The organism is Streptomyces sp. NBC_01198, assembly GCF_036010485.1.
GTDB lineage: Bacteria > Actinomycetota > Actinomycetes > Streptomycetales > Streptomycetaceae > Actinacidiphila.
Map to the genome: position 1 here is coordinate 3,969,428 of NZ_CP108568.1, position 23,488 is coordinate 3,992,915.

Consider the following 23,488-nt stretch of genomic DNA (forward strand, 5'->3'; position numbering starts at 1 on the left):
CCTGTCCGGGTGGTCGCGCGGAGCGCCGGGCCGCGGGGGACCCGGCGCGGGGCGCCGACCGGGGTACGGGATCGCCCCCGTACGGACGGCGCCCCGACCGGGCGGGCCGGCGGTCCTGCCTGGTCAGCCCGCGAGGTCGGCGGGCAGCCGCCCGGCCCGTATCGCGGCCAGCAGGTCGGCGTGGTCGGCCTCGGTCCGGTCGGCGTAGGCCACCGCGAAGGCCGCGATCGCCTCGTCCAGCTCCTCGTTCCTGCCGCAGTAGCCCGCCACCAGCCGCGGGTCGGCGCTGTGCGCGTGCGCCCTGGCCAGCAGCGCGCCGGTCATCCGGCCGTAGTCGTCGAGCAGCCCCGGCGGCAGCGTCGCCGGGTCCACGCTGCCCTTGCGGTTCCTGAACTGCCGCACCTGACAGGGCAGACCGTCGACCTCGGTCCAGCCGAGCAGGATGTCGCTGACCACCTGCATCGTCTTCTGGCCGAGCACCACCCTGCGCCCTTCGTGTCCCACCGGCTCGGCGGGGAAACCGGCCTTGGCCGCGTACGGCAGCAGCGCCGACGGGCGGGCCTCCTTCACCTGGAGCACCAGTGGCTCCCCCAGGTGGTCGAGCAGCAGCACCACATACGACCGGGTCCCGACGCTGCCCGTGCCGACGACGCGGAAGGCCACGTCGTGCACCGCGTAACGCGCCAGCAGCGGCAGCCGGTCCTCGCCGACCGTGCGGAGATAGCCGTCCAGCGCCCCGGCCACCGCGGCGGCCTCCGCGTCCGGGATCCGCCGCAGCACGGGCGGGGCGTCCGTGAAGCGCCGGGCGCCGCCCTCGATCGGCTCGGTGGAGCGCGCGGCGAATTTCGCACTCGTGTTGCGCCGGGCCTTCGCCGAGACCTGCTCCAGGGTCCCGGCCAGGTCGCGGGCGTCGGCGTGCGCGACCAGCTGCTCGTCGGCGATGGCGTTCCACGCCTCGTGCACTGGGAGCTTCGCCAGCAGCCGCATGGTCCGCCGGTAGGCGCCCACGGCGTCGTACGCCGCCGCCCGGCAGACCTCGTCGGCCGCGCCCGCCTCGCGCCCGGCCAGCACCAGCGAGGCGGCGAGCCGCAGCAGGTCCCACTCCCAGGGGCCGCGCACGGTCTCGTCGAAGTCGTTGATGTCCATCACCAGGCCGCCGCGGGCGTCGCCGTAGAGGCCGAAGTTCGCGGCGTGCGCGTCACCGCAGATCTGGGCGGGGATGCCGGTGACCGGGCGGTCGGCGAGGTCGGCGGCCATCAGGCCGGCGGAGCCGCGCAGGAAGGCGAAGGGGCTCGCCGCCATCCGGCCGACCCGCAGCGGGACCAGTCCGGGTATCCGGCCCGCGTTGGACTCCTCGACCGCGGCGACCGCGGCCGCCACCTCCGGCCCGGCGCCGTCCCGCCCACGGTCCTGCCACGTCCATGCCTCGGGCCGGCCGAAAACCGCCCTCGGCACCCGCTCACGCAGGGCCTTCCCCGTCTGCTTGGCGGACCGCTCGTGCGGCCAGCGGGCGAATCCCGCCACCTGCGGCACTCGTGCGTGCACCGGTCGTCTCCCCCACATCCCCATAGTCCGCGTCAGCGGACATCCCGTCATGTTTCCCACCGCGGGGGTCAATCCGGCTATTCGGTCGCCCCCGCGGGGCTATTCGTGCTTGCCTTGAATCCAGGACCCTACTCAGCGGCGAACCGCAGGTGCACGACGTTGGACGACATCACCCGGCATCCCGCAGCCACCGACGCAGATGATCACACAGACCGTCCCACCGCAGAAGAACAGCGCGACGAGCAGGCACGGAGGGCGGACCGGCAGGCGCCGGACACCGACCCGCCGCAGCACGCCCGGTTAACCGGCGACGGCCGACCCGGCACCGGCCGCCCCGCTGCCGGGCGCGCCGGCACCGGCGGTCCCGCCCCGGTGGCCGCGCCGTTCGGCAGCCCGGCCGCCACCGGCGGCGGCGACAGCACGCTCCAGGGCGCCGGCATGACCGCGCTGCTCCGCCTCGCCGTGCTGTGCGTCGACCCGGACGGCCGGATCTCGTACTGGAACCGCGGCGCGGAGGAGCTGTTCGGCCACCGCTGGGAGCACGTATTCGGCCACCGCGCCTCGGGGCTGCTCACCCCGACCCGCGCCGCCGCGGGCGCGGTGCCCGCCGCCTCGGGCAGCGCGCGCCAGGACACCCTCGACGTGCTGGACGACCTCACCACCTCCGCCTGGGCGGGGGCGCTGGCCGCCACCGACCGGGACGGCACGGTCAAGGACGTGCTGTGGTGGACCTACCGGATAGCCGAGCCCGGCGGGCGCAGCCTGCTCGCCATCGCCACGCACGCCAGGCCGCTGCGCACCGGCAGCCTGCGGATCGCGGTGGGCGGCCGGCTGCTGCCGTACACCGCCGAAGGGCCGCAGCGCCAGGACATCGCCATCGCCGCCGTGCTGTGCCCCGTCCCCGATCCGGCTCAGGGCCACGCGCTGACCGCGCGGTTCGGCACCGTGCTGCCCGGCGTCAGCCCGGGACGGCTGGACCGCATCGTGCGGCAGATCGCCCCGCTCGGGCACCCTGCCCTGGAGGTGGAGGGCAGCGTCCGGCTGCCCGTCACCCCGCAGGACTACGCCCAGGTCGCCGCCGCGGCCCGCACCGACCGCTCCGCGCGCCGCGAACTGCTGCCCGGTCCTCGTCCTGCGGCAACGCCCTGCCCTGCCGCCGGGCCTGCCGTACCGTCAGACCACCCTACTCCCCGCAATGATGTGACTACCCACAGTGGCGACCGTTCAAGCGCGTCCGCCCTGACCGCTGTCCCGTTCCCCTCCTCCGGCACCTACACCCCATACGCCCCGCCGGCTGCGGCCCGGCAGGACCCGGCAGCCGGCGCCGGACCCGCCGCCGGGGCAGGACACGGCAGCCCGCTGCCTGGCAGCGCGCTGGACGAGCAGCTGTCGCTGCTGCGCGAGACCGGATCGGTGGTCGGCTCCACCCTCGACCTGCACACCACCGCACGCGAGTTGTGCGCGGTCACCGTGCCGCGCTTCGCGGACCTGGCCACCGTGCTGGTGGTGGACCAGCTCTTCTCCGACACCGATCCGCCCAAGGACGACCGGGTCGCCGACACGGTGCTGGTCCGCCGGGTCGCGATCACCGACCGGTCAGGCCCGCAGGCCTACTGGGAGACCGCGCTGCCCGAGGGCGAACTGCTGACGCTGGCCGCGCAGGACGCGATGCCGCGGCTCGGCGACCCGCTCCTGCTGCCGGTCATCGACGCCGCGCTGGCCCCCGACGTCGCCGCCGACCTGGGCGTTCCTGCGCTGGGCCGGCTGCTGGCCGGCCATTCGCTGATCCTCGCGCCGCTCACCGCGCGCGGCACGGTGCTCGGCCGGGTGTGCTTCGTACGCGGTCCAGGCCGCCGCCCCTTCGACGCCCGCGACGCCGCCACCGCCGCCGAGGTCGCCGCCCGCGGCGCGGTCCACCTGGACAACGCCCGGCTGCACCGGCTGGAGTCGCGCGCGGCGGCCACCCTCCAGCGCTCGATGATGCCGACCCGGCCGCCCCGCATCCCCGGGGTGCGCATCGCGCACCACTACATGCCGGGCGACCGCCAGGCGCAGGTCGGCGGCGACTGGTTCGACGCGATCCAGCTGCCTGGAGGCAGGGTCGCGCTGATCGTCGGCGACGTGATGGGGCACGGGCTGCAGGCCGCGGCCGTCATGGGCCAGTTCCGCACGGCGGTCATCACCATGGCCGGGCTCGACCTGCCGCCCGCCCAGCTGCTGCGCCATCTGGACAACCTGGCCCAGCGGCTCGGCACCGACCACCTCGCCACCTGCGTCTACGCCGTCTACGACCCGATCCACCGCACCCTGACGCTCGCCAACGCCGGCCATATCCCGCCGGTGCTCGCCGGGCACGACGGGCGGGGCGAGCTGTTGCAGATTCCCGGTGGCGCGCCGATCGGGGTGGGCGGGGTGCCGTTCGAGACGGTGGAGATCCCGGCGCCCGACGGCAGCTGGCTGGTGCTGTGCACCGACGGGCTGGTGGAGGTGCGCGGGCAGGGCATAGACGCCGGACTCGCCGCCCTGTGCGCCCATGTGATCGAGCCTCAGCAGACCCCGGAGGATGTGTGCGCGCAGATCCTCAGCCGGGTGCACTCCGAGGACCGGCGCGACGACGTGGCCCTGCTCGTCGCACGCTTCGAGGGCGTCGCACCGCAGGACGTGGTGAAGTGGCAGCTGCGGGTCGAGGACTGCGAGGTGGCGCGGGCCCGTGACCTGACCCGGCGGCAGCTCGCCGCCTGGGGCCTGGACCGGCTCAGCGACACCACGGAGCTGCTGGTCAGCGAGCTGGTCACCAACGCCATCCGGGCCGCCTCCTACGAGGTGGAACTCCGGCTGATGCGCGTCGGCAAGCTGCTGGTGGAGGTCAGCGACGACAACCACAACCTGCCGCAGTTGCAGCGCGCGGACGCCGACGACGTCCGCGGGCGCGGCCTCGCGCTGGTGTCGCACATGTCAAGCCGGTGGGGGACCAGCCGCAAGGCGGTCGGCAAGGTCGTGTGGTTCGAACTCCCGCTGCCCAAATGATATCGTTGCACTCTACAACACAACGTTTCCGCAGGTGGTCGCCGGCTCCGGCCGACCGAGAACCGGTGTGAGGAGTCGCAGCCATGAGCGCACGGGAGTCGTCCCTCGACGTCGTGCAGCGGGAGCTGACCGCCTTCGCCCGCCGGGCGCGGGCGAGCGCCGCCCGGATGCACCCCGAGCTGTCGCTGGTGGCCTACACGATCCTGGCGCACCTGGAGGAGCAGCAGGGCTGCAGGGCGACCGATCTGGCCGCCCACTACCTGCTGGACAAGTCCACCGTCAGCCGGCAGGTGGCCTCGCTGGAGCGGCTCGGCTTCATCGAACGGCGGGTGGACGAGACCGACCACCGCGTGCAGGTGCTGCACCTGGCGCCGGGCGGCATCGAGATCCTCGCCACGGCCCGGGCCCGCCGCCAGGAGTCCGTCCAGGCGCGGCTGGCCGCCTGGGAACCGGCGGACCTGGAGCGCTTCGCCCGCTATCTGGTCCGCTACAACACGGACGCCGCGGCCCAGGCATGAGCCGCGGCGAGGCGCGTGCGGGCAGCCCTGGGCCGTGGGTCCCGCCCGCCGGGCCAGCACGGTGGCGGACGGGGACTCACGGACGCGGACCAGGCGTCAGAGGTTGACGCCGAAGTCCTGAGCGATGCCGCGCAGGCCGGAGGCGTAGCCCTGGCCGACAGCGCGGAACTTCCACTCCGCCCCGCTGCGGTACAGCTCGCCGAAGACCATCGCGGTCTCCGTCGAGGCGTCCTCGGTCAGGTCGTAGCGGGCGATCTCGGTGCCGCCCGCCTGGTTGACGACGCGGATGAACGCGTTGCGCACCTGGCCGAAGCTCTGCTGGCGGGTCTCGCCGTCGTAGATGGAGACCGGGAAGACGATCTTGTCCACCTCGACGGGCACTCCGGCCAGGTTGACCTTGATCGCCTCGTCGTCGCCCTCGCCCTCACCGGTGAGGTTGTCACCGGTGTGCTCGACCGAGCCGTCGGGGCTCTTGAGGTTGTTGAAGAACACGAAGTGCTTGTCCGAGACGACCTTGCCCGTGGCGTCGAGCAGCAGTGCGCTCGCGTCGAGGTCGAAGTCCGTACCGGTGGTCGTGCGAACGTCCCAGCCCAGGCCGACGGTGACCGCCGTCAATCCGGGGGCCTCCTTCGTCAGTGAGACATTGCCGCCCTTGGAGAGGCTGACACCCATGGTGGATCTCCCTGCTCAATCCGGCGCGGGCCGCGCCACTTGACGATTCCTTTGCCCAATGACTCCAACGGACACCACCCTGCCCCTGTTCCCGAAGAGCTGCCACCCTTCGCGTCCGGCCGCGCGGCGATCAGCCGAGCCCGGCGACCTGCCCCCCGGCCCACCGCTCCCGTGCGGCAGGCTCCTCGGCGGCGCGGGCCGCTTCGAGACTGGGAGGGGGGGAGCGACTCCACCGGAGTGAGGACGCCCGGGAAGAACACCCTGCGCAGGGTCTCGCCTGGCTCCGGGTGGCCGGCCGGACGTCGGCGCGACCGCCACGAAGGACCCCCGTCACGAAAGAACCCCCGCTCCGGAGTGATCCGGAGCGGGGGTCCTCGAAGCCGGCCTGGCAGCGTGCTGCTCTGCCACTTCGCCAACCGTTGTTTGTGCGCGAGGGGGGAGTTGAACCCCCACGCCCTTTCGGGCACTGGAACCTGAATCCAGCGCGTCTGCCTATTCCGCCACCCGCGCATGGGTGCTGCCGTTCGATTCTCACACATCCGGTGGACTGCTCGGTCCGGTGAGGTGGGAGTGCCTTCCGACATGCAGAAGATTAGCACGGGGTACGGGGTGGAATCACATCTGTTCGGCCTGGACGCAACCCGGCTGGGAAGCAGAGGAGAGGGGTGCGCAATGGTGGGCAGACGGGATGCGGGGAGTCGGCGCGGACCTGCCCGGCGGTGCGCGACACTGGGAACACCGCGCACGGGGTCGCATCTACCATCGCAGTGGACACCGGGAGGGGAAGCACGGCCGGTGTGAGGGTTGACACTGGCCTGTCCAGGGCGTTCGGGGAACCACAGGTTTTTCCCGCGCGTGGATACGATCAGTAAGCAGTATCGGATTCGACTCGGTGGAAGGCCCCGAGGAGGGAGGTGCCCCGTGGGAGTACTGAAGCGCTTTGAGCAGCGGCTGGAAGGCATGGTGAACGGCACCTTCGCCAAGGTGTTCAAGAGCGAGGTGCAACCCGTCGAGATCGCGGGCGCGCTGCAGCGCGAGTGCGACAACAACGCCACCATCTGGAACCGCGACCGCACGGTGGTGCCCAACGACTTCATCGTCGAACTGAGCACCCCGGACTTCGAGCGGCTGAGCCCGTACGCGGTGCAACTGGGCGACGAACTGGCCGGGATGGTCCGCGACTACGCCAAGCAGCAGCGCTACACGTTCATGGGCACCATCAAGGTGCACCTGGAGCGGGCCGCCGACCTCGACACGGGGCTGTACCGGGTCCGCAGCCGCACCCTGGCGTCCAGCGAGTCCCAACAGCCGCAGTTCCCGCAGGGCCAGCAGCAGGGCCAGCCGGCGCAGCGAGCCCCGCAGTCGCCGTATCCGCAAGCGGCGCAGGCTCCGCAGGGCTACCAGCAGTCGGCCCCCCGCACCCCCTTCCCGGCGGCCGGCGGCCCGCGCCCGTCGGCGCCGCCGCCGATGCCCGCCGCACCGCCGCCCGCGGGAAGCCGGCCGCCGGCCGGCGTCACCCGGCTGCCCGGCACCGGCGCAGCGGCCGGCTCCGCCGCGGCCGGCGCCCGGCGCTGGATCGAGATCAACGGCACCCGGCACCAGATCACCAGGGGCTCCCTGGTCCTCGGCCGCTCCACCGAGGCCGACGTGCGGGTGGACGATCCGGGCGTATCACGCAAACACTGCGAGATCCGCGTCGGCACACCGTCCCTCGTGCAGGACCTGGGATCGACAAACGGCATTGTGGTGGACGGGCAGCACACCACGCGCGCTACGCTCCGCGACGGCTCCCGCATTGTCGTGGGGAGCACCACCATCGTCTACCGGCAAGCCGAAGGGTGAAGCGGGGCCAATGTCAGAGCTGACCCTGACGGTCATGCGGTTGGGTTTCCTCGCCGTTCTGTGGCTGTTCGTGATCGTCGCGGTGCAGGTCATCCGCAGCGACCTGTTCGGAACGCGGGTGACCCAGCGCGCTGGGCGCCGCGGTGAGACCGCAGCCCGCCCGCCGCAGCAGCGCCAGCAGGCCGCGGCGCAGGACAGGCGTGCCCAGCAACCCGCGCAGAACAGCCGCCAGCGCCGCGGCGCGCCCACCAAACTGGTGGTCGCCGAGGGGTCGCTGGCCGGCACCACGGTGGCGCTGCAGGGCCAGACCATCACGCTCGGCCGGGCGCATGACTCGACGATTGTCCTCGATGACGACTACGCGTCCAGCCGGCATGCCAGGATCTACCCGGACCGCGACGGCCAGTGGATCGTCGAGGACCTCGGATCCACGAACGGCACCTATCTCGACCGGAACCGGCTGACCACGCCGACCCCGGTCCCGCTGGGTGCGCCGATCCGCATCGGCAAGACCGTCATCGAGCTGCGGAAGTAGTCGCACAATGGGCGAGCGGAGCCACGACGCGCGAGCGAGAGGGTGGGCAGCGTGCGGATGTACCCGGAGCCGACGGGGGAGGTGCGCATGTCTCTGAGCCTGCGTTTCGCCGCCGGTTCGCACAAGGGCATGATCCGCGAGGGGAACGAGGACTCCGGCTACGCCGGCCCGCGTCTGCTCGCGATCGCCGACGGCATGGGCGGCCAGGCCGCCGGCGAGGTCGCCTCCTCCGAGGTGATCTCCACCATTGTCACGCTTGACGACGACATTCCCGGTTCCGACATCCTCACGTCGCTGGGTACGGCCGTGCAGCGGGCCAACGACCAGCTGCTGCAGATGGTCCAGGAGGACCCGCAGCTGGAGGGCATGGGCACCACGCTCACCGCCCTGCTGTGGACAGGCCAGCGGCTCGGCCTGGTGCATGTCGGCGACTCGCGCGCGTATCTGCTGCGCGACGGCGTGCTGACCCAGATCACCCAGGACCACACCTGGGTGCAGCGGCTGGTGGACGAGGGCCGGATCACCGAGGAGGAGGCCACCACCCACCCGCAGCGCTCCCTGCTGATGCGCGCGCTGGGCAGTGGCGAGCGGGTCGAACCCGACCTGTCCATCCGCGAGGTCCGGGTCGGCGACCGCTACCTGATCTGCTCCGACGGCCTGTCAGGGGTGGTCAGCCACCAGACGCTGGAAGACACCCTGGCCGGCTACCAGGCGCCGCACGAGACCGTGCAGGAGCTGATCCAGCTCGCGCTGCGCGGCGGCGGCCCCGACAACATCACCTGCATCGTCGCCGACGTCCTGGACACCGACGACGGTGACACGCTGGCCGCGCAGCTCAACGACACCCCCGTGGTGGTCGGCGCGGTCGCCGACACGCAGCTGCCGCTCAGCGACGCCCGCCACCTGCAGACCCCGGCCGGCCGCGCGGCCGAGCTGGGCCGTACGCCGCCGCCGCAGCAGACGGGTCCGGCCGGCTCCTTCGGCCCGCCCGGCAGCGGCGACCCGGTCCCGGGTGCCGCAGGCGTCCCGCTGGGCAGCTTCGGCGGCCACGACGACGCCGACTTCGACAAGGCGGGCGCCGCCCGCCGGTGGCCCAAGCGCACGCTGATCGGCGTCGCCGTCCTCGCGGTGGTGGCCGGCGGCCTGTACGCGGGCTACGCCTGGACGCAGACGCAGTACTACGTCGGGGCCAAGGACGACCATGTCGCCGTCTACCAGGGCATCGACCAGAAGCTGGCCTGGATCGACCTGTCGAAGGTGCACAAGGACCGAACCGATATCGAACTCAAGTACCTGCCGTCGTATCAGCGCGACCAGGTCAGGAGCACCATCGCACTGAGCAGCCTCGGCCAGGCCAACGAGAAGGCCGACGAGCTCGCCAAGCAGGCCTCGGTGTGCAAGAAGGTCGCCGACGCCAACACGGCCGCGGCCCAGGCCGCCGCCGCGGCGAAGAAGGCCCAGGACGAGGTGGCGGCGAGCGGCGCTGCGACGGGCGGCTCAGCCAGCACCCCCGTCGGCAAGGCGTCAGCCGGCTCCACCACCAAGACCGGCACGACACAGAAGAAGAGCACCACCCCGACCACCGCCCCGAACCCGGCACTGACGCCGGACGAGCAGAAGCTGGCCCCGAACTGCACCTCGGGCCAGCCGTAACACCAGGAGGGGTCGGCTCGTCATGAGCGCCAGCAACACCACCACCATCACCTCGATCGGCGCTCCCAACCGCCGTAACACCGAGCTCGCCCTGCTCGTCTTCGCCGTCGCCATCCCGGTCTTCGCCTACGCGAACGTCGGCCTGGCCAAGAACGGCTCGGTCCCGGCAGGGCTGCTCGGCTACGGTGTGGGACTCGGCCTGCTGGCGACGGTGACCCACCTGCTGGTGCGCAAGTTCGCGCCCTACGCCGACCCGCTGATGCTGCCGATCGCCACCCTGCTCAACGGCCTGGGCCTGGTGCTCATCTGGCGGCTCGACCAGGAGCCGAGCCTGGGCGCCGCGATGGCGCCCAAGCAACTGATGTGGTCCACCTTCGGCGTGGTGCTCTTCGTGGCGGTGCTGGTCTTCATCAAGGACCACCGGATCCTGCAGCGCTACACCTACATCTCGATGGTGCTCGCGCTGGTCCTGCTGGTGCTGCCGGTGTTCTTCCCGCCCGTCTACGGCGCCCGGATCTGGATCACGCTGCCCGGTATCGGCTCGCTCCAGCCGGGGGAGTTCGCGAAGATCATCATCACGGTCTTCTTCGCCGGCTACCTGATGGTCAAGCGGGACGCGCTGGCGCTCGCCAGCCGCCGGGTGATGGGCCTGTACCTGCCGCGCGGCCGCGACCTCGGCCCGATCCTGGTGATCTGGGCGGTCAGCCTGCTCATCCTGGTCTTCGAGACCGACCTGGGCACCTCGCTGCTCTTCTTCGGCCTCTTCGTGATCATGCTGTACGTGGCGACCGAGCGCACCAGCTGGATCGTCTTCGGCCTGCTGCTCAGCTCGGCCGGCGCGGTCGCGGTGGCCTCGTCCGAGCGGCATGTGAAGGTCCGTGTGCAGGACTGGCTGCACCCGCTCGCCCTGCAGAACGACGCGGTGACCGAGACCGCCCAGGCCCGCTACGCCTTCGGCTCCGGCGGGCTGTTCGGCTCCGGGCTCGGCCAGGGGTATTCGCGGCTGATCCACGGCATCGCGCCCAAGAGCGACTACATCCTGGCCACCGTCGGCGAGGAGCTCGGCCTGGCCGGCCTGATGGCGGTGCTGCTGCTCTACGGTCTGCTGATCGAGCGAGGCATACGGACCGCTCTCGCGGCCCGCGACCCGTTCGGCAAGCTGCTGGCGATCGGGCTGTCCGGCGGCTTCGCCCTCCAGGTGTTCGTGGTGGCCGGCGGCGTGACCGGGCTCATCCCGCTGACCGGTATGACCATGCCGTTCATGGCCCAGGGCGGTTCCTCGGTGATCGCCAACTGGGCGCTGGTCGCGATCCTGCTGCGGATCAGCGACACCGCGCGGCGGCCGGCCCCGAGCCCCGCCCCCTCCCCCGACGCCGAAGCGACCCAGGTGGTGCGTAACCAGTGAACAAGCCGCTACGACGGGTCGCGGTCTTCTGCGGTCTCCTCGTCCTCGCCCTGCTGGTGCGGGTCAACTACGTGCAGTTCGTGCAGGCCGACCAGCTCCAGAACGACCCGTACAACCGCCGGGTCGCCATCAACCAGTACGCCCAGCCGCGCGGCGACATCGTCGTCGACGGCAAGGCGGTCACCGGCCACACCGAGACCAACGGCAGCGACTTCAAGTACAAGCGCACCTACACCGACGGCCCGATGTGGGCGCCGGTGACCGGCCACGCCTCGCAGGCGTACGGCACCACGATGCTCGAAGGCGTCGAGGACAAGTTCCTCACCGGTGACGACGACCGGCTGTTCTTCAACCGCACCATCGACCTGCTCACCGGCAAGCAGCGGCAGGGCGGCAACGTGGTGACCACGCTGAACGCCGAGGCGCAGAAGGCCGCCTTCGACGGTCTGGGCGACAAGAAGGGCGCCGTCGTCGCGCTGGACCCGCGCACCGGCGCGGTCCTCGCGATGGCGAGCACCCCGTCGTACGACCCGTCGGACATCGCCGGCTACTCCACCAGCGACGAGAAGAACTGGATCGCGCTGGACAAGAAGAAGGACCCGGACGACCCGTCGCTGAACCGGGCGCTGCGCCAGACCTACCCCCCGGGATCGACGTTCAAGCTGGTCACGGCGGCGGCGGCACTGGAGAGCGGCCAGGTGACGGACATCGACGGCAAGACGAACTCGCCCGACCCGTACTACCCGCTGCCCGGCTCCGCCTTCAAGCTGGTCAACGAGGGCCACATCCAGTGCAAGGACACCTCGCTGCGCGACGCGCTGCGGCAGTCCTGCAACACCGTCTTCGGCAAGCTCGGCGCCACCGTCGGGCTGCAGGGCATGGTCGACGAGGCGGAGAAGTTCGGCTTCAACAAGGAGCAGCTCATCCCGGTCCGCGCCGACGCGAGCAACTTCGACACCAAGATGAGCCCGGACCAGGTCGCCCAGTCCTCGATCGGCCAGTTCGACACCGCGGCCACCCCGCTGCAGATGGCCATGGTCGCCTCGGCGATCGCCAACAACGGCGTGCTGATGCAGCCCTACGAGGTCGACAAGCTGGTCGCGCCCAACCTGAGCACCATCTCGCAGACCGATCCGAAGGAGATGAGCAAGCCGCTGTCGCCGGAGAACGCGCAGAAGCTGCAGTCGATGATGGAGACGGTCGTCAACGACGGTACCGGCAAGAAGGCCAAGATCCCCGGGGTCAAGGTGGGCGGCAAGACCGGTACGGCGCAGCACGGCGTCAACAACGACAAGGCCCCTTACGCGTGGTTCGTCTCCTACGCGATGACCGACCAGGGCTCCCCCGTCGCGGTGGCCGTGGTCGTCGAGGACGGCTCGGCCAACCGGGACGACATCAGCGGCGGCGGTCTCGCGGCTCCGATCGCCAAGAGCGTGATGGAAGCGGTCCTCAACAAGTGACCGGCACGAGGACGCGCCGTGCATGCCGGACGAGACGAACGTCACCCGCGCCGAAGCACCCGCCCACATACCGGTCGGGTATCGGCGAACGTCCGGCGCGCGGATGGGCCGGGAACGCCCGGTACCGTATCACCGTGCAGGCGCAGGGCATGGGTTAACGGAATTCAGGTCGTGAACGTCACGATACGGGTTTGAGGAGAGGGCAGAGCTATGGAAGAGCCGCGTCGCCTCGGCGGCCGGTACGAGCTGGGCTCGGTGCTCGGCCGCGGAGGCATGGCCGAGGTGTACCTCGCACATGACACCCGCCTCGGCCGTACCGTCGCTGTGAAGACGCTGCGGGTGGATCTTGCCCGCGATCCGTCCTTCCAAGCCCGCTTCCGCCGGGAGGCCCAGTCGGCCGCCTCGCTCAACCACCCCTCGATCGTCGCTGTCTACGACACCGGCGAGGACTACGTCGACGGCATCTCGATTCCGTACATCGTGATGGAGTACGTCGACGGCTCCACCCTGCGTGAGCTGCTGCACTCCGGACGCAAGCTGCTGCCCGAGCGCGCCATGGAGATGACCGTCGGCATCCTCCAGGCACTGGAGTACAGCCACCGGGCCGGCATCGTCCACCGCGACATCAAGCCGGCCAACGTGATGCTGACCCGTACGGGCCAGGTCAAGGTCATGGACTTCGGTATCGCCCGTGCGATGGGCGACTCCGGTATGACCATGACGCAGACCGCGGCCGTCATCGGCACGGCGCAGTACCTGTCGCCCGAGCAGGCCAAGGGCGAGCAGGTCGACGCCCGCTCCGACCTGTACAGCACCGGCTGCCTGCTCTACGAGCTGCTGACCGTACGCCCGCCCTTCGTCGGCGACTCGCCGGTGGCGGTGGCGTACCAGCACGTACGCGAGGACCCGCAGCCGCCGTCGGTCTTCGACCCCGAGGTCACCCCGGCGATGGACGCGATCGTCCTCAAGGCGCTGACCAAGGACCCGGACTACCGCTACCAGTCGGCCGACGAGATGCGCGCTGACATCGAGGCGGCGCTCGACGGCCAGCCGGTCGCCGCGGCCGCCGCCATGGGCTCGGTGGGATACGGCTACCCGCACGGGTACGCCGACGGCGGCGCGACCACAGCCCTGCCGCCGCAGACCGACCCGCACACCTCGATGCTGCCGCCGTCCCGCGACGACGACGGAGGCTACGGCTACGACGACCGCCCCGACCGCCGCAGGCAGAAGAAGAAGGCCAGCAGTACGTCCACCGTGCTGCTGGTCGTCGCGGGCGTGCTGGTGCTGATCGGTGCGATCTTCCTGGGCAAGGAGGCCTTCGGCGGCCACGGCGCCGGGAACGACACCACGGTGCCGAACTTCGTCAGCAAGTCGTTCGACGAGGCCAGGACGACGGCGCAGAACATCGACCTGAACCTGGTCAAGGGCACGCCGGAGTTCTGCGCGGGCGTGGACAAGGACCTGATCTGCAAGCAGACCCCGGCCGCCAAGTCCGCGATCCCGTCCGACAAGACGGTCACCGTCTACCTGTCGAAGGGTGACGCGCCCGTCGCGGTACCCGACGTGAAGAACGACCAGGTCGACAACGCGACGGCGGAACTGCAGAAGGCCGGCTTCGACGTCAAGACGCAGAACCAGGTCTCCACCACCAAGGACCCGGGCATCGTCGTCGGCCAGGACCCGGCGGCGGGCAGCAAGCAGCCCAAGGGGACGGTGATCACCCTCAAGATCACGGTCGAGCCGGAGCAGATCGAGGTCCCCGACCTCCACGGCTACGCCAAGCAGGCCGCTCAGAACGAGCTCACCGGCGACGGCTTCACCAACATCCATTTCACCGACCAGCCGTCCCTGGACGGCAACGATCCGCCGGGCACAGTGATGAGCCAGACGCCGGCCAAGGGGACGAAGGTGGCCAAGGACACCTCGATCAACGTGGTCATGTCCACCGGTCCGCCGCAGACGCAGAACCCGCCGCCGGGGCAGGCGATGCCGGACGTGCACTTCCACCGGCTCGGCGAGGTGCGCAACCAGCTGAACTCGATGAATCTGGGCCTGAGCGTCGTGGTCGTCAACGGCGGCCCGGAGGACGACAACGCGTGGGTCATCGGCAGCAACCCCGGCAAGGGGACGCCGTTGACGCAGGGCCAGCAGATCCAGCTGCAGACCGCTGGTGGCCCGGGCGGGGGGAACGGCCAGTAGCCGGGGCCGCCAGCGACCCGCACCGTCACCAGCAGCAGTGAGCACCGCCGTCCGGACTAGCGCAGTTCGGGCGGCGGCGTCCTTTGCGGGTCGACCTTCTGGGTGCGGACCAGCTCGCCCCACACGATGTAGCGGTAGCGCGAGGTGTAGACCGGGGTGCAGGTCGTCAGGGTGATGTAGCGGCCCGGCTTGTTGCGGCCGGACTCCTTGGGGACCTGGTCGGTGACGGCGACGTTGTACTTCGAGGTCTGGTCGAGGACCTTGTAGACCTTGTAGACGTACCAGGTGTCCTTGGACTCGAAGACCACCGGGTCGCCGGCGTGGATCTTGTCTATGTTGTGGAACTTGGCGCCGTGGCCGTCCCGGTGGGCGGCGAGGGTGAAGTTCCCGACCGAGTCCCAGGGCATGGCCGCGGGGGTGGGGTCGGTGTAGTAGCCGGCGACGCCCTCGTTGAGCACGTCGGTCGTGGTGCCCTTCTTGACCAGCACCTGGTAGTTCCTGCCCATCGCCGGGACGTGCAGGAAGCCGATGCCGTCCTTGGTGTCCAGGCCGCGCGGCGGGCTCCCCGGCGAGCCTGCCGCCCACTGCTGGCGCACCTTGTCGCCGGCCTTGGCCTCGTGCCGGTCGGCCAGCACGTTGGTCCACCACAGCGAGTAGACGACGAAGAGGGCCAGGACCAGCCCCGCGGTGATGAGCAGCTCACCTATGACGCTGATGGCGGAGGCGGCCCTGCGCCGCCCGCTGGGACTGCTGGTCGTCACGCTGTTCGGCTCTCCGTCCGGTGGCATGTCGGGGCGGCACCCGAGGTGCCGGGAAGGGGGGGCGGGGCGTCAGTGGCCGACGAGCGCGTCCGGCTTGCCCTTGCTGCGCGGCCGCTCCTCGATGAGCTTGCCCCAGACGATCAGCCGGTTCTCGCTGGTGAACTCGGGGGTGCAGGTGGTGAGGGTCAGATAGCGGCCGGGGCCGGTGAAGCCCGAGCCGACCGGGACGGGCTTGATCACCTCGGTGTTGGCCGGCGACGTGGAGGGCAGCGAGCTGGTGATCTGGTAGGTGTAGTAGTCGCTCGCCGTCTCGACCACCACCTTGTCGCCGGGCACCAGGTGGTTGATGTAGCGGAAGGGCTCGCCGTGGGTGTTGCGGTGGGCGGCGACCGCGAAGTTGCCGGACTTGTCCCAGGGCATCGCCGTGTTCAGGGCGCCGTCGTAGTGGCCGATCATGCCCTTGTCGAGCACATTGTGCTTCGAGACGCCCTGAGCGATGGGCGCCTTGACGTCCAGCGTGGGGATGTACATGATCGCGAAGCCCTGGCCCGGCGAGAAGGTGCCCGGCACCCGGTTCGGGTCGGCCGAGTCGCTGTCCCACTGGTGCTGGAGGTTGTTCGCGGCGCCGTTGGCCTGCTGGTGGGCGCGGACGTTGGTCCACCACAGCTGGTAGGTGACGAACAGCAGCATCAGCACGCCGGTGGTGATGAACAGCTCACCGACGATACGGCTCACGACGACCGCAGGGCTGTCCTTGGCGGCCTTGGCCGCCCGCCGGGCCTCCACCCGGCTCAGCGGCGCCCCTGAAGCCTCCTGGGCGGCGCCTGAGCCGTGCGCGGGCCCGCTCTGGCCGCGTCCACCGGCCCGGTGCCCGCCCCCGCCGGCCCGCGCGGCCTTGCGCCTGGCGGCCCGGCCGCCGTCCGAGGGTGCCGGCGGCGGCGCGGGCGGCACCGGCGGCGCCGACGGCGTCACGGGCTCGGGTCCGCCGCTCCGCGCGGGCGCGTCCGGCTCGGCGACCACCGGCATCCGCGCGGTCTGCTCCATCTCGGCGACCGGCGGCACATCGGGGTCCGGGAAGGCCGGGTCCGGCTCGGCGACCGGCGGCACATCGGGGTCGGGGAAGACCGGGGCAGGCTCGGCGAACGGCCGCTCGGGATACTCCGGCTCGGGCACCGCCGGCGGGCGGCCGGGCAGCGGGTCGTTCAGCGGGTCGTCGAGCTGCTCCACGACCGCCTTGAACTGCCCGGTGTCCTCGTACGACATCGGGCCGTCCGCGGCACGCTCCGGGCGGAGCGTGGTCACGCCCCCGCCCTCCCGACGACCGGCGCGAGTCCGTGCGAGCGACCCCGGGCGCTGTCGTCACCGCAGTCGGCGAGCCAGTTCGCCAGCATCTTGTGCCCCCATTCGGTGAGCACCGACTCGGGATGGAACTGCACGCCCTCGACGGCCGCTTCCCGGTGCCGGAGCCCCATGATGATGCCGTTCTCCGTCCACGCGGTGACCTGGAGTTCGTCCGGAAGGGTGCTGCCCTCCACGGCGAGCGAGTGGTAACGCGTGGCGGTGAACGGTGTCGGCAGTCCGGCGAAGACGCCGACCCCTTCGTGTGTCACCAGCGAGGTCTTCCCGTGCAGCAGCTCGGGCGCCCGGTCGACGACTCCGCCGTAGGCCACCGCGATCGACTGCACTCCCAGACAGACGCCGAAGACGGGCACCGCGGTTTCCGCGCAGTGCCGCACCATGTCGACACACACCCCCGCCTCTTCGGGGACACCGGGGCCGGGGGACAGCAGCACCCCGTCGAAGCCGTCCTGCGCGTGCGCGGGCAGCACCTCGTCGTTGCGCAGCACCTCGCACTCGGCGCCCAGCTGGTAGAGGTACTGCACCAGGTTGAAGACGAAGCTGTCGTAGTTGTCGACCACGAGAATGCGTGCGCTCATCGGACGGCAGCCATCCCATTGTCGACGGTCACGTCATTGAACGGCAGCAGCGGCTCCGCCCAGGGGAAGACGTACTGGAAGAGGACGTAGACGACGACCAGGGCCAGTGCGAGGGAGATCAGCGCCCTCACCCATGCGTTCCCTGGCAGATGCCGCCAGATCCAGCCGTACATGCGGTCCCTTCCTTCCGGCTCCCCGGAACAGAGTAAGGGGAGATCGCACGGAGTGGGTTGGTAGCCGGACAAAGCTTCGTCATGGCTTCACCTGGGCGTCCGGCCGGTCCGCGCCCGCCGACCTGGGAGTTCTCAGGGCGGGCTCACAGGCTGCGCATAGTGAAGAGAGGTCGAGCCGGAGTAGCCGGGAAGAGTGGTCTTCTTCGCGGAGCCGACCTTCCAGCCGAGGCCATAGGCGGCCACGTACTGCAGATAGTTCTGGATGGGCGGGCTGTCGTCGAGTGCCTGGCGCAGTCTCCCCTGGTCACCCACGGCGGTGATCCGGTAGGGCGGCGAGTAGACGCGGCCCTGGAGGATCAGGGTGTTGCCGACGCAGCGGACGGCGCTGGTGGATATCAGGCGCTGGTCCATCACCCGTATGCCCTGGGCGCCGCCCTGCCACAGGGCGTTGACCACCGCCTGCAGGTCCTGCTGATGGATGACCAGGTCGTTGGGCTGCGGGTCGGGGACGCCGGGGATCAGGGCGGTGGCGTTCGGCGGTGCGTCGTCGAGGGTGACCTCGATGGAGGGTCCGGCCAGCGGGTCGGCGCCCGCGGCCCTGCCCAGGGCGTCGATCCTGGCCTGCTCGGCCGCGCTGAGGCCGCTGCCCTGCCGGGTCAGCCGGTCGACGTCGCTGCGCACACCGGTCAGCTGGCCCTCCAGCCGGCCATTGCGGGTGTTCTTGGTACGAATGGTGTCGGACAGCTTCGGCAGCGGGTCGTCACTGCGGATGTCCACGCCCTTGGCGGTGTCGAAACTCATCCAGAAGATCAGGCCGGCCAGTGCGAAGACTCCCGCACTGAGCACTCGCAGCGCTACCGTGCGGGAGACAGCACGCGGGGAGGGGGTGGGTGCGCTTCCACCGGAATCCGTCGCCACCGTACGCTGTCTCCTTACAACCAGAGGAAGCACTACGCTAACGGACGCCCGGCGGCGGCAGTGCCCCTCGCCGGCACGGACTGCCACCCCCTTATCCGCCAGAACCGCCCCGCACATCCGCGCGGTTACGCAGCGCATCGACAGGAGATCCCCTCGTGCCGAAGTCACGGATCCGCAAGAAGGCCGACTTCACCCCGCCCCCGGCGAAGACCGCCACCGCCATAAAGCTCGGCGGCCGCAGCTGGGTGGCTCCGCTGATGCTGGCGTTCTTCATCGTCGGTCTCGCCTGGATCGTGCTGTTCTACGTCACCCAGGGCAGCCTGCCGGTGGACGCGTTCGGCAACTGGAACATCGTGGTGGGCTTCGGCTTCATCGCCGGCGGGTTCGTCGTCTCGACCCAGTGGAAGTAGTTGTCCACACGGTTATCCACAGTGGGGAAAAGGTCGGAAGATCTGTGGATAACCTCTACGAGGTTGACGCCGGTACGACCGGTGGCCAGGGCTGACGGCCACCGGTCGTTTGCTGTCCGGACGCCGAACTGTGCTGATCTTGCCGGGAATACCCGGACAACCCGGATGCGTCGGCGACGGCACAGCCTTTCACCCCGGCTGTGCACAACTCGCACAGGATCACCTACCCGCTGTGGATAACGTGTGATCAACGCCAGCGGTCACGGCCTCAGGACGTGACCTGCGCCACAGCGACCACCGTGAGCACCACCGTCAGCAGCAGGACGCCGCCGGCCGTCCCCCATTGGATGGCGTTGCGCCGGGCCCGTGGCGCGTAGGCCATCGCCACCGCTATCGCGGTACCCGCCACCAGCCCGCCCAGGTGCGCCTGCCAGCTGACGTTCGGCCACAGGAAGCTGAAGGCGATGTTCAGCGCCAGCAGGATCAGGATCGGCCGCATGTCGTAGCGCAGCCGCCGGACGAAGACCGCCGTCGCGCCGAACAGCCCGAAGATCGCGCCGGAGGCGCCGAGGGTCAGCGAGTCCGGTGTGATCAGCAGCACAGCCGCGCTGCCGGCCAGCGCGGAGACCAGATAGATCGCCACGTAGCGGCTGCGGCCGAGCAGCCGCTCCAGCGGGCCGCCGATCCACCACAGCGAGAGCATGTTGAAGCCGATGTGGGCGAAGTTGTCCCGGTCGTGCAGGAAGGCCGAGGTGATCACCCGATACCACTCGCCGTCGGCGACCCCGATGCACTGCTGGGGGCCGAACCGCGGAGGGCTGCAGACCGCGTACAGGCCCAGGTCCCGCACCACCCGGTCGCCGACGGCCAGCTCGATCACGAACAGGGCGACGTTCAGCGCGATGAGGATCTTGGTGATCAGGAACGGGTCGCGCGCCACCACCCCGCCGGCCACCGTCCGCTGCCGGGGCGTGTGCCCCGAGCCCTGCCGCACGCAGTCCTGGCACTGGAAGCCCACCGAGGCACTGACCATGCAGTCCGGGCAGATCGGTTTGTCGCACCGGGTGCAGCGTATGCCGGTCTCCCGGTCCGGGTGCCGGTAGCAGCAGACCGCCTGGTCCATCAACGCACTCTCCTGTCGCAGCGCGCCCTGACGCGCGGAACGCCCCGCCCACTTGGACGTGCGGGCGGGGCGCGGTGTTCCCGAAGACTACGTCAGTCGCGCTTCTCCACGACGACCGACTGGATGACCACGTCTTCCAGCGGGCGGTCGGTGCGCGGGTTGGCGGGGCTGTTGATGATGCCGTCCACCACCTTGCGGCTGGCGTCGTCGGCGACCTCGCCGAAGATCGTGTGCTTGCGGGTCAGCCAGGTGGTGGGGGCGACCGTGATGAAGAACTGCGAGCCGTTGGTACCGGGGCCCGCGTTGGCCATCGCCAGCAGGTAGGGCTTGTCGAAGGCCAGGTCCGGGTGGAACTCGTCGGCGAACTCGTAGCCGGGGCCGCCGGTGCCGTTCCCCAGCGGGTCGCCGCCCTGGATCATGAAGCCGGAGATGACCCGGTGGAAGACCGTACCGTCGTAGAGCTTGTCGTGCGACGCCTTGCCGGTCCGCGGGTCGGTCCACTCGCGGGTGCCCTCGGCGAGCCCGACGAAGTTGGCCACCGTCTTGGGGGCGTGGTTCGGCAGCAGCCGGACCACGATGTCGCCGTGGGTGGTCTTCAGGGTGGCGTAGAGCTGCTCGGCCACGGTCTACCTTCCATAGTCTTCGCTGACAGGGACAAATCCTTGCACGGCCCGGGCCGGCGTGCGGGCTTCCCCCGTTCTCCGTCCGTCCGGACTCCGCGGCAACCGGGCCGACTGACCCGGATGCCCGCCCGCACATGCCGTACTTCCGCCAGCCGGGCATGATTTCAAACCGGGTGGAAAGGCGAAAACGGTACGCCACCGAAGAGGAGGTTCCTGTGACCCGCATGGACAGCGTGCGCAACGCGGCCGACATCACGAAGGACAGCGTGCGGCACGCCGCGGAGGTGGCTGCGCCGTACGCGAGCACGGCCAAGGACGAAGCAGCACGATACGCACAACAGGCCGGTACGTACGCGCAGCAGGCCGGCGCTCTCGCCAAGCAGACCTACGACGCCAAGCTCGCCGCCCAGGTGCGGCAGGCCCGTGAACAGGCGTGGGCAGCCGTGCCGCCGAAGACCGCGGTCGCCGTGGAGACCGCGGCCCGCCGGACCGTGGAGACCGCGAAGACCGCGGCCGACTACACCGCGCCGAAGGTGGGTTCCGCGGTCGCGGCGACCCGGGCCGTCGCGGTGCCGGTGACCAACGAGGCGATGGTGCGCGGCGCCGCCGCCCTGCACGCGCTGCGCAACCAGGTGAGCGCCGCGGAGATCGACCGACTGGTCCGCAGGCGGGCCCGCCGCCGGCAGACCGGCCGCGCCCTGCGCAGCGTGCTGGTGGTGAGCCTCGTCAGCGGCGCCGCCTTCGCGGCCTACAGCTGGTGGAGCAAGCAGGCCAACCCGGACTGGCTGGTGGAACCCGCCGAGGCGACCGAGGCGGACGAGGCCACCGACCGGGTCAACGGCACCAGCACCCTGACCGTGGTGGACCCGCTGGACGGCTCCCCCGCCTCGGCGAACGGTTCCGGCGCCCACCTGGGCAGTGTCGACAGTTCTCCGGGCGGCGACGCCGAGCCGGAGGCCGCCCCGTCCGAGGACGACAACCCGTACCGCGACGGCGCCTGACCCCGCGGCCCTGACAGGGCCGCGGGGCCGAGCCCCGGCCCCGACCGTCAGCCCGCCGCCGTCACCGGCGCGGGCAGCGGCTCGGGGTCGGGGTCGTTCAATACCGCGGGCACGTCCCTGAGGGTGATCAGCGCGGCCACGGCGCCGAGCAGCATGAGCGCCCCGCCGATCAGGGTGGTCGTGTGCAGGCTGTCGGTGAAGGCCTGCCGCGCCGCGTCGGCGACCTGTCCCCCCAGGGCGCGCGGCAGGTGCCGGGCGGTCTCCACCCCGCCGCTCACCGACTCGTGTGCCGCGCCGGCCTGCCGCGGCGTCAGGCCGGCCGGCAGCCTGAGATCGCTGCGGTAGGAGGCGCTGAGCAGCGAGCCCAGGATCGCGATGCCGAGCGCGCCGCCCAGTTCCATCGCGGTCTCCGAGATGGCCGCGGCGGCGCCCGTCCTGGTGCTGGGCGCGCTGGCCAGGATCGTGTCGGCGGTCACGGCGAAGGTGAGCATCAGGCCCGCTCCGTTGACGACGACGACCGGCAGCAGCTGCCAGTAGGCGGTGTGCGGGGTCGACATGCCGAGGCCCGCCGTGCTGATCCCCATCAGGAACAGCCCGGCCGCGACCGTACGTGCCCGGCCGATACGCGGGATGAGCGCGCCGGCCGCGGGTGCGGTGAGGGCGGCGGCCAGCGGCCCCGGCAGCACCGCGAGGCCCGCGGTCAGCGGCGACCAGCCGCGGACCACCTGGAAGTAGAGCGAGAAGCCCAGCGACAGCACCGACGCGGCGAACATCGTCACGACGTTGGCGCTGATCGCACCCGAGAAGGCGGCCTTGCGGAAGAGCCGCAGGTCGATCAGCGGCTCGGACAAGACGGTCTGGCGGTGCAGGAAGACCGCAAGCAGCGCGGCGCCGAGACCGGCCGCGATCCACACCGAGGGCTCCGCGGCGCCGTCCCGCGCCGCCGTCTTGACGGCATAGATCACGCCGAACATCCCGAGCACCGACAGCGGCACGCTGACCCAGTCCAGCCGGCCCGGCCGCGGGTTGCGGGTCTCCGGCAGGATCAGCGCTCCGGCCACCAGGACCAGGGCCATCACCGGCACGTTGACCAGGAAGACCGAGCCCCACCAGAAGTGGTCGAGCAGCAGCCCGCCGACCACCGGGCCGAGCGCGAAGCTGGCGGCCGCGGCCCCGCCGCTGATGCCGACGGCGGTGGTGCGCTCCCTGGGGTCGGTGAAGGAGGCCCGCACCAGGGACAGCGTGGACGGCATGATCGTGGCGCCGGCCAGCCCGAGCAGCGCGCGGGCGGCGATCAGGGTGGCGGGGCTGTTCGCGTAGGCGCTGATCGCTGAGGCGGCGCCGAAGCCCGCGACTCCGAGCAGCAGCAGCTTCTTGCGCCCGACACGGTCGCCGACGTTGCCCGCCACGATCAGCAGGCCGCCCAGCACGAAGCCGTAGACGTCCACGATCCACAGCAGCTGGGTGGCGGACGGGGCCAGCTGTGCGGACAGCGAGGGCACCGCGTAGTTCAGAACGCTGGTGTCGATGCCCAGCAGCGCGGAGGCGACCGCGCAGATGGCCAGGACGGCCCAGCGCCGCCCGTCCCGCTCGGCGGCCGCCCCGCCGGTCGTGTCGTGCTCGGTTGTCGTCGTCATGTCCGGCAGCGTGCGCGGCGCCGCTGACCGCCCGCGCACCGCGCGC

Annotated in this window: 20 protein-coding genes and 1 tRNA gene; 10 read left to right on the plus strand and 11 right to left on the minus strand. The window is 71.1% G+C overall.

All coding sequences use genetic code 11. The annotated features are described in order from the left end of the window. Positions 1-123 precede the first annotated feature (123 nt). Positions 124-1,545, minus strand: coding sequence for a DUF2252 domain-containing protein (locus tag OG702_RS17805; RefSeq protein WP_327289877.1), 1,422 nt, complete (start codon positions 1,543-1,545; stop codon positions 124-126). Positions 1,546-1,704: 159 nt separating this feature from the next. On the opposite strand from OG702_RS17805, the gene OG702_RS17810 reads away from it, so the two are divergent. Together OG702_RS17810 and OG702_RS17815 are read left to right on the plus strand one after the other, a co-directional pair. After that, complete coding sequence (locus OG702_RS17810) at positions 1,705-4,572, plus strand: SpoIIE family protein phosphatase (RefSeq protein ID WP_327289878.1); 2,868 nt, start codon at positions 1,705-1,707, stop codon at positions 4,570-4,572. A gap of 83 nt (positions 4,573-4,655) precedes the next feature. Next, positions 4,656-5,090, plus strand: a complete 435-nt coding sequence (locus tag OG702_RS17815) for a MarR family winged helix-turn-helix transcriptional regulator (protein ID WP_327289879.1) — start codon at positions 4,656-4,658, stop codon at positions 5,088-5,090. A gap of 96 nt (positions 5,091-5,186) precedes the next feature. Here the strand turns inward: OG702_RS17815 and OG702_RS17820 are convergent, their stop codons facing one another. Together OG702_RS17820 and OG702_RS17825 are read right to left on the minus strand one after the other, a co-directional pair. After that, complete coding sequence (locus OG702_RS17820) at positions 5,187-5,762, minus strand: TerD family protein (protein ID WP_327289880.1); 576 nt, start codon at positions 5,760-5,762, stop codon at positions 5,187-5,189. Positions 5,763-6,188: 426 nt separating this feature from the next. Beyond that, positions 6,189-6,272 (minus strand) — tRNA-Leu (locus tag OG702_RS17825). Between the two features lie 411 nt (positions 6,273-6,683). On the opposite strand from OG702_RS17825, the gene OG702_RS17830 reads away from it, so the two are divergent. The 6 genes from OG702_RS17830 to pknB all read left to right on the plus strand — a co-directional run bounded on the left by OG702_RS17830 (position 6,684) and on the right by pknB (position 14,859). Further along, positions 6,684-7,604 carry a DUF3662 and FHA domain-containing protein gene (locus OG702_RS17830; protein ID WP_327289881.1) on the plus strand — a complete coding sequence of 307 codons (921 nt, stop codon included), beginning with the start codon at positions 6,684-6,686 and terminating at the stop codon, positions 7,602-7,604. Positions 7,605-7,614: 10 nt separating this feature from the next. After that, positions 7,615-8,139, plus strand: coding sequence for an FHA domain-containing protein FhaB/FipA (locus tag OG702_RS17835; RefSeq protein WP_327289882.1), 525 nt, complete (start codon positions 7,615-7,617; stop codon positions 8,137-8,139). Between the two features lie 57 nt (positions 8,140-8,196). Beyond that, complete coding sequence (locus OG702_RS17840) at positions 8,197-9,792, plus strand: Stp1/IreP family PP2C-type Ser/Thr phosphatase (RefSeq protein ID WP_327293271.1); 1,596 nt, start codon at positions 8,197-8,199, stop codon at positions 9,790-9,792. Positions 9,793-9,814: 22 nt separating this feature from the next. Continuing rightward, the gene (locus OG702_RS17845; protein ID WP_327289883.1) at positions 9,815-11,197 is read left to right on the plus strand and encodes an FtsW/RodA/SpoVE family cell cycle protein; all 1,383 of its coding nucleotides are present in this window, start codon (positions 9,815-9,817) and stop codon (positions 11,195-11,197) included. Continuing rightward, positions 11,194-12,657: a peptidoglycan D,D-transpeptidase FtsI family protein gene (locus tag OG702_RS17850; RefSeq protein WP_327289884.1), complete on the plus strand. Its 1,464-nt coding sequence runs from the start codon at positions 11,194-11,196 to the stop codon at positions 12,655-12,657. Before OG702_RS17845 ends, OG702_RS17850 begins: the two co-directional genes overlap by 4 nt. Before the next feature lie 210 nt (positions 12,658-12,867). After that, complete coding sequence (gene pknB / locus OG702_RS17855) at positions 12,868-14,859, plus strand: Stk1 family PASTA domain-containing Ser/Thr kinase (RefSeq protein WP_327289885.1); 1,992 nt, start codon at positions 12,868-12,870, stop codon at positions 14,857-14,859. A gap of 56 nt (positions 14,860-14,915) precedes the next feature. Here pknB and OG702_RS17860 read toward each other — a convergent pair whose 3' ends face one another. The 5 genes from OG702_RS17860 to OG702_RS17880 all read right to left on the minus strand — a co-directional run bounded on the left by OG702_RS17860 (position 14,916) and on the right by OG702_RS17880 (position 18,576). After that, positions 14,916-15,647 carry a class E sortase gene (locus tag OG702_RS17860; RefSeq protein ID WP_327289886.1) on the minus strand — a complete coding sequence of 244 codons (732 nt, stop codon included), beginning with the start codon at positions 15,645-15,647 and terminating at the stop codon, positions 14,916-14,918. A gap of 42 nt (positions 15,648-15,689) precedes the next feature. After that, positions 15,690-16,883: a class E sortase gene (locus OG702_RS17865; protein ID WP_442814718.1), complete on the minus strand. Its 1,194-nt coding sequence runs from the start codon at positions 16,881-16,883 to the stop codon at positions 15,690-15,692. A gap of 35 nt (positions 16,884-16,918) precedes the next feature. Further along, the gene (locus OG702_RS17870) at positions 16,919-17,557 is read right to left on the minus strand and encodes an aminodeoxychorismate/anthranilate synthase component II (RefSeq protein WP_327289888.1); all 639 of its coding nucleotides are present in this window, start codon (positions 17,555-17,557) and stop codon (positions 16,919-16,921) included. Continuing rightward, positions 17,554-17,730: a hypothetical protein gene (locus tag OG702_RS17875; RefSeq protein ID WP_327289889.1), complete on the minus strand. Its 177-nt coding sequence runs from the start codon at positions 17,728-17,730 to the stop codon at positions 17,554-17,556. Before OG702_RS17875 ends, OG702_RS17870 begins: the two co-directional genes overlap by 4 nt. A 132-nt stretch (positions 17,731-17,862) precedes the next feature. Next, a complete protein-coding gene (locus tag OG702_RS17880) occupies positions 17,863-18,576 on the minus strand; it encodes a DUF881 domain-containing protein (RefSeq protein WP_442814458.1) in 714 nt (237 codons plus the stop codon). Positions 18,577-18,803: 227 nt separating this feature from the next. Between OG702_RS17880 and crgA the strand changes: the two genes are divergently transcribed. Continuing rightward, the gene (crgA, locus tag OG702_RS17885; protein WP_327289890.1) at positions 18,804-19,058 is read left to right on the plus strand and encodes a cell division protein CrgA; all 255 of its coding nucleotides are present in this window, start codon (positions 18,804-18,806) and stop codon (positions 19,056-19,058) included. 268 nt (positions 19,059-19,326) lie between these two features. Here the strand turns inward: crgA and OG702_RS17890 are convergent, their stop codons facing one another. Further along, a complete protein-coding gene (locus OG702_RS17890) occupies positions 19,327-20,181 on the minus strand; it encodes a rhomboid family intramembrane serine protease (RefSeq protein WP_327289891.1) in 855 nt (284 codons plus the stop codon). Between the two features lie 92 nt (positions 20,182-20,273). Beyond that, the gene (locus OG702_RS17895) at positions 20,274-20,804 is read right to left on the minus strand and encodes a peptidylprolyl isomerase (RefSeq protein ID WP_327289892.1); all 531 of its coding nucleotides are present in this window, start codon (positions 20,802-20,804) and stop codon (positions 20,274-20,276) included. Between the two features lie 224 nt (positions 20,805-21,028). On the opposite strand from OG702_RS17895, the gene OG702_RS17900 reads away from it, so the two are divergent. Then, positions 21,029-21,805: a DUF5324 family protein gene (locus OG702_RS17900; protein WP_327293273.1), complete on the plus strand. Its 777-nt coding sequence runs from the start codon at positions 21,029-21,031 to the stop codon at positions 21,803-21,805. A 47-nt stretch (positions 21,806-21,852) separates the two neighbouring features. Here the strand turns inward: OG702_RS17900 and OG702_RS17905 are convergent, their stop codons facing one another. Next, the gene (locus OG702_RS17905) at positions 21,853-23,442 is read right to left on the minus strand and encodes an MFS transporter (protein WP_327289893.1); all 1,590 of its coding nucleotides are present in this window, start codon (positions 23,440-23,442) and stop codon (positions 21,853-21,855) included. Positions 23,443-23,488: the final 46 nt, after the last annotated feature.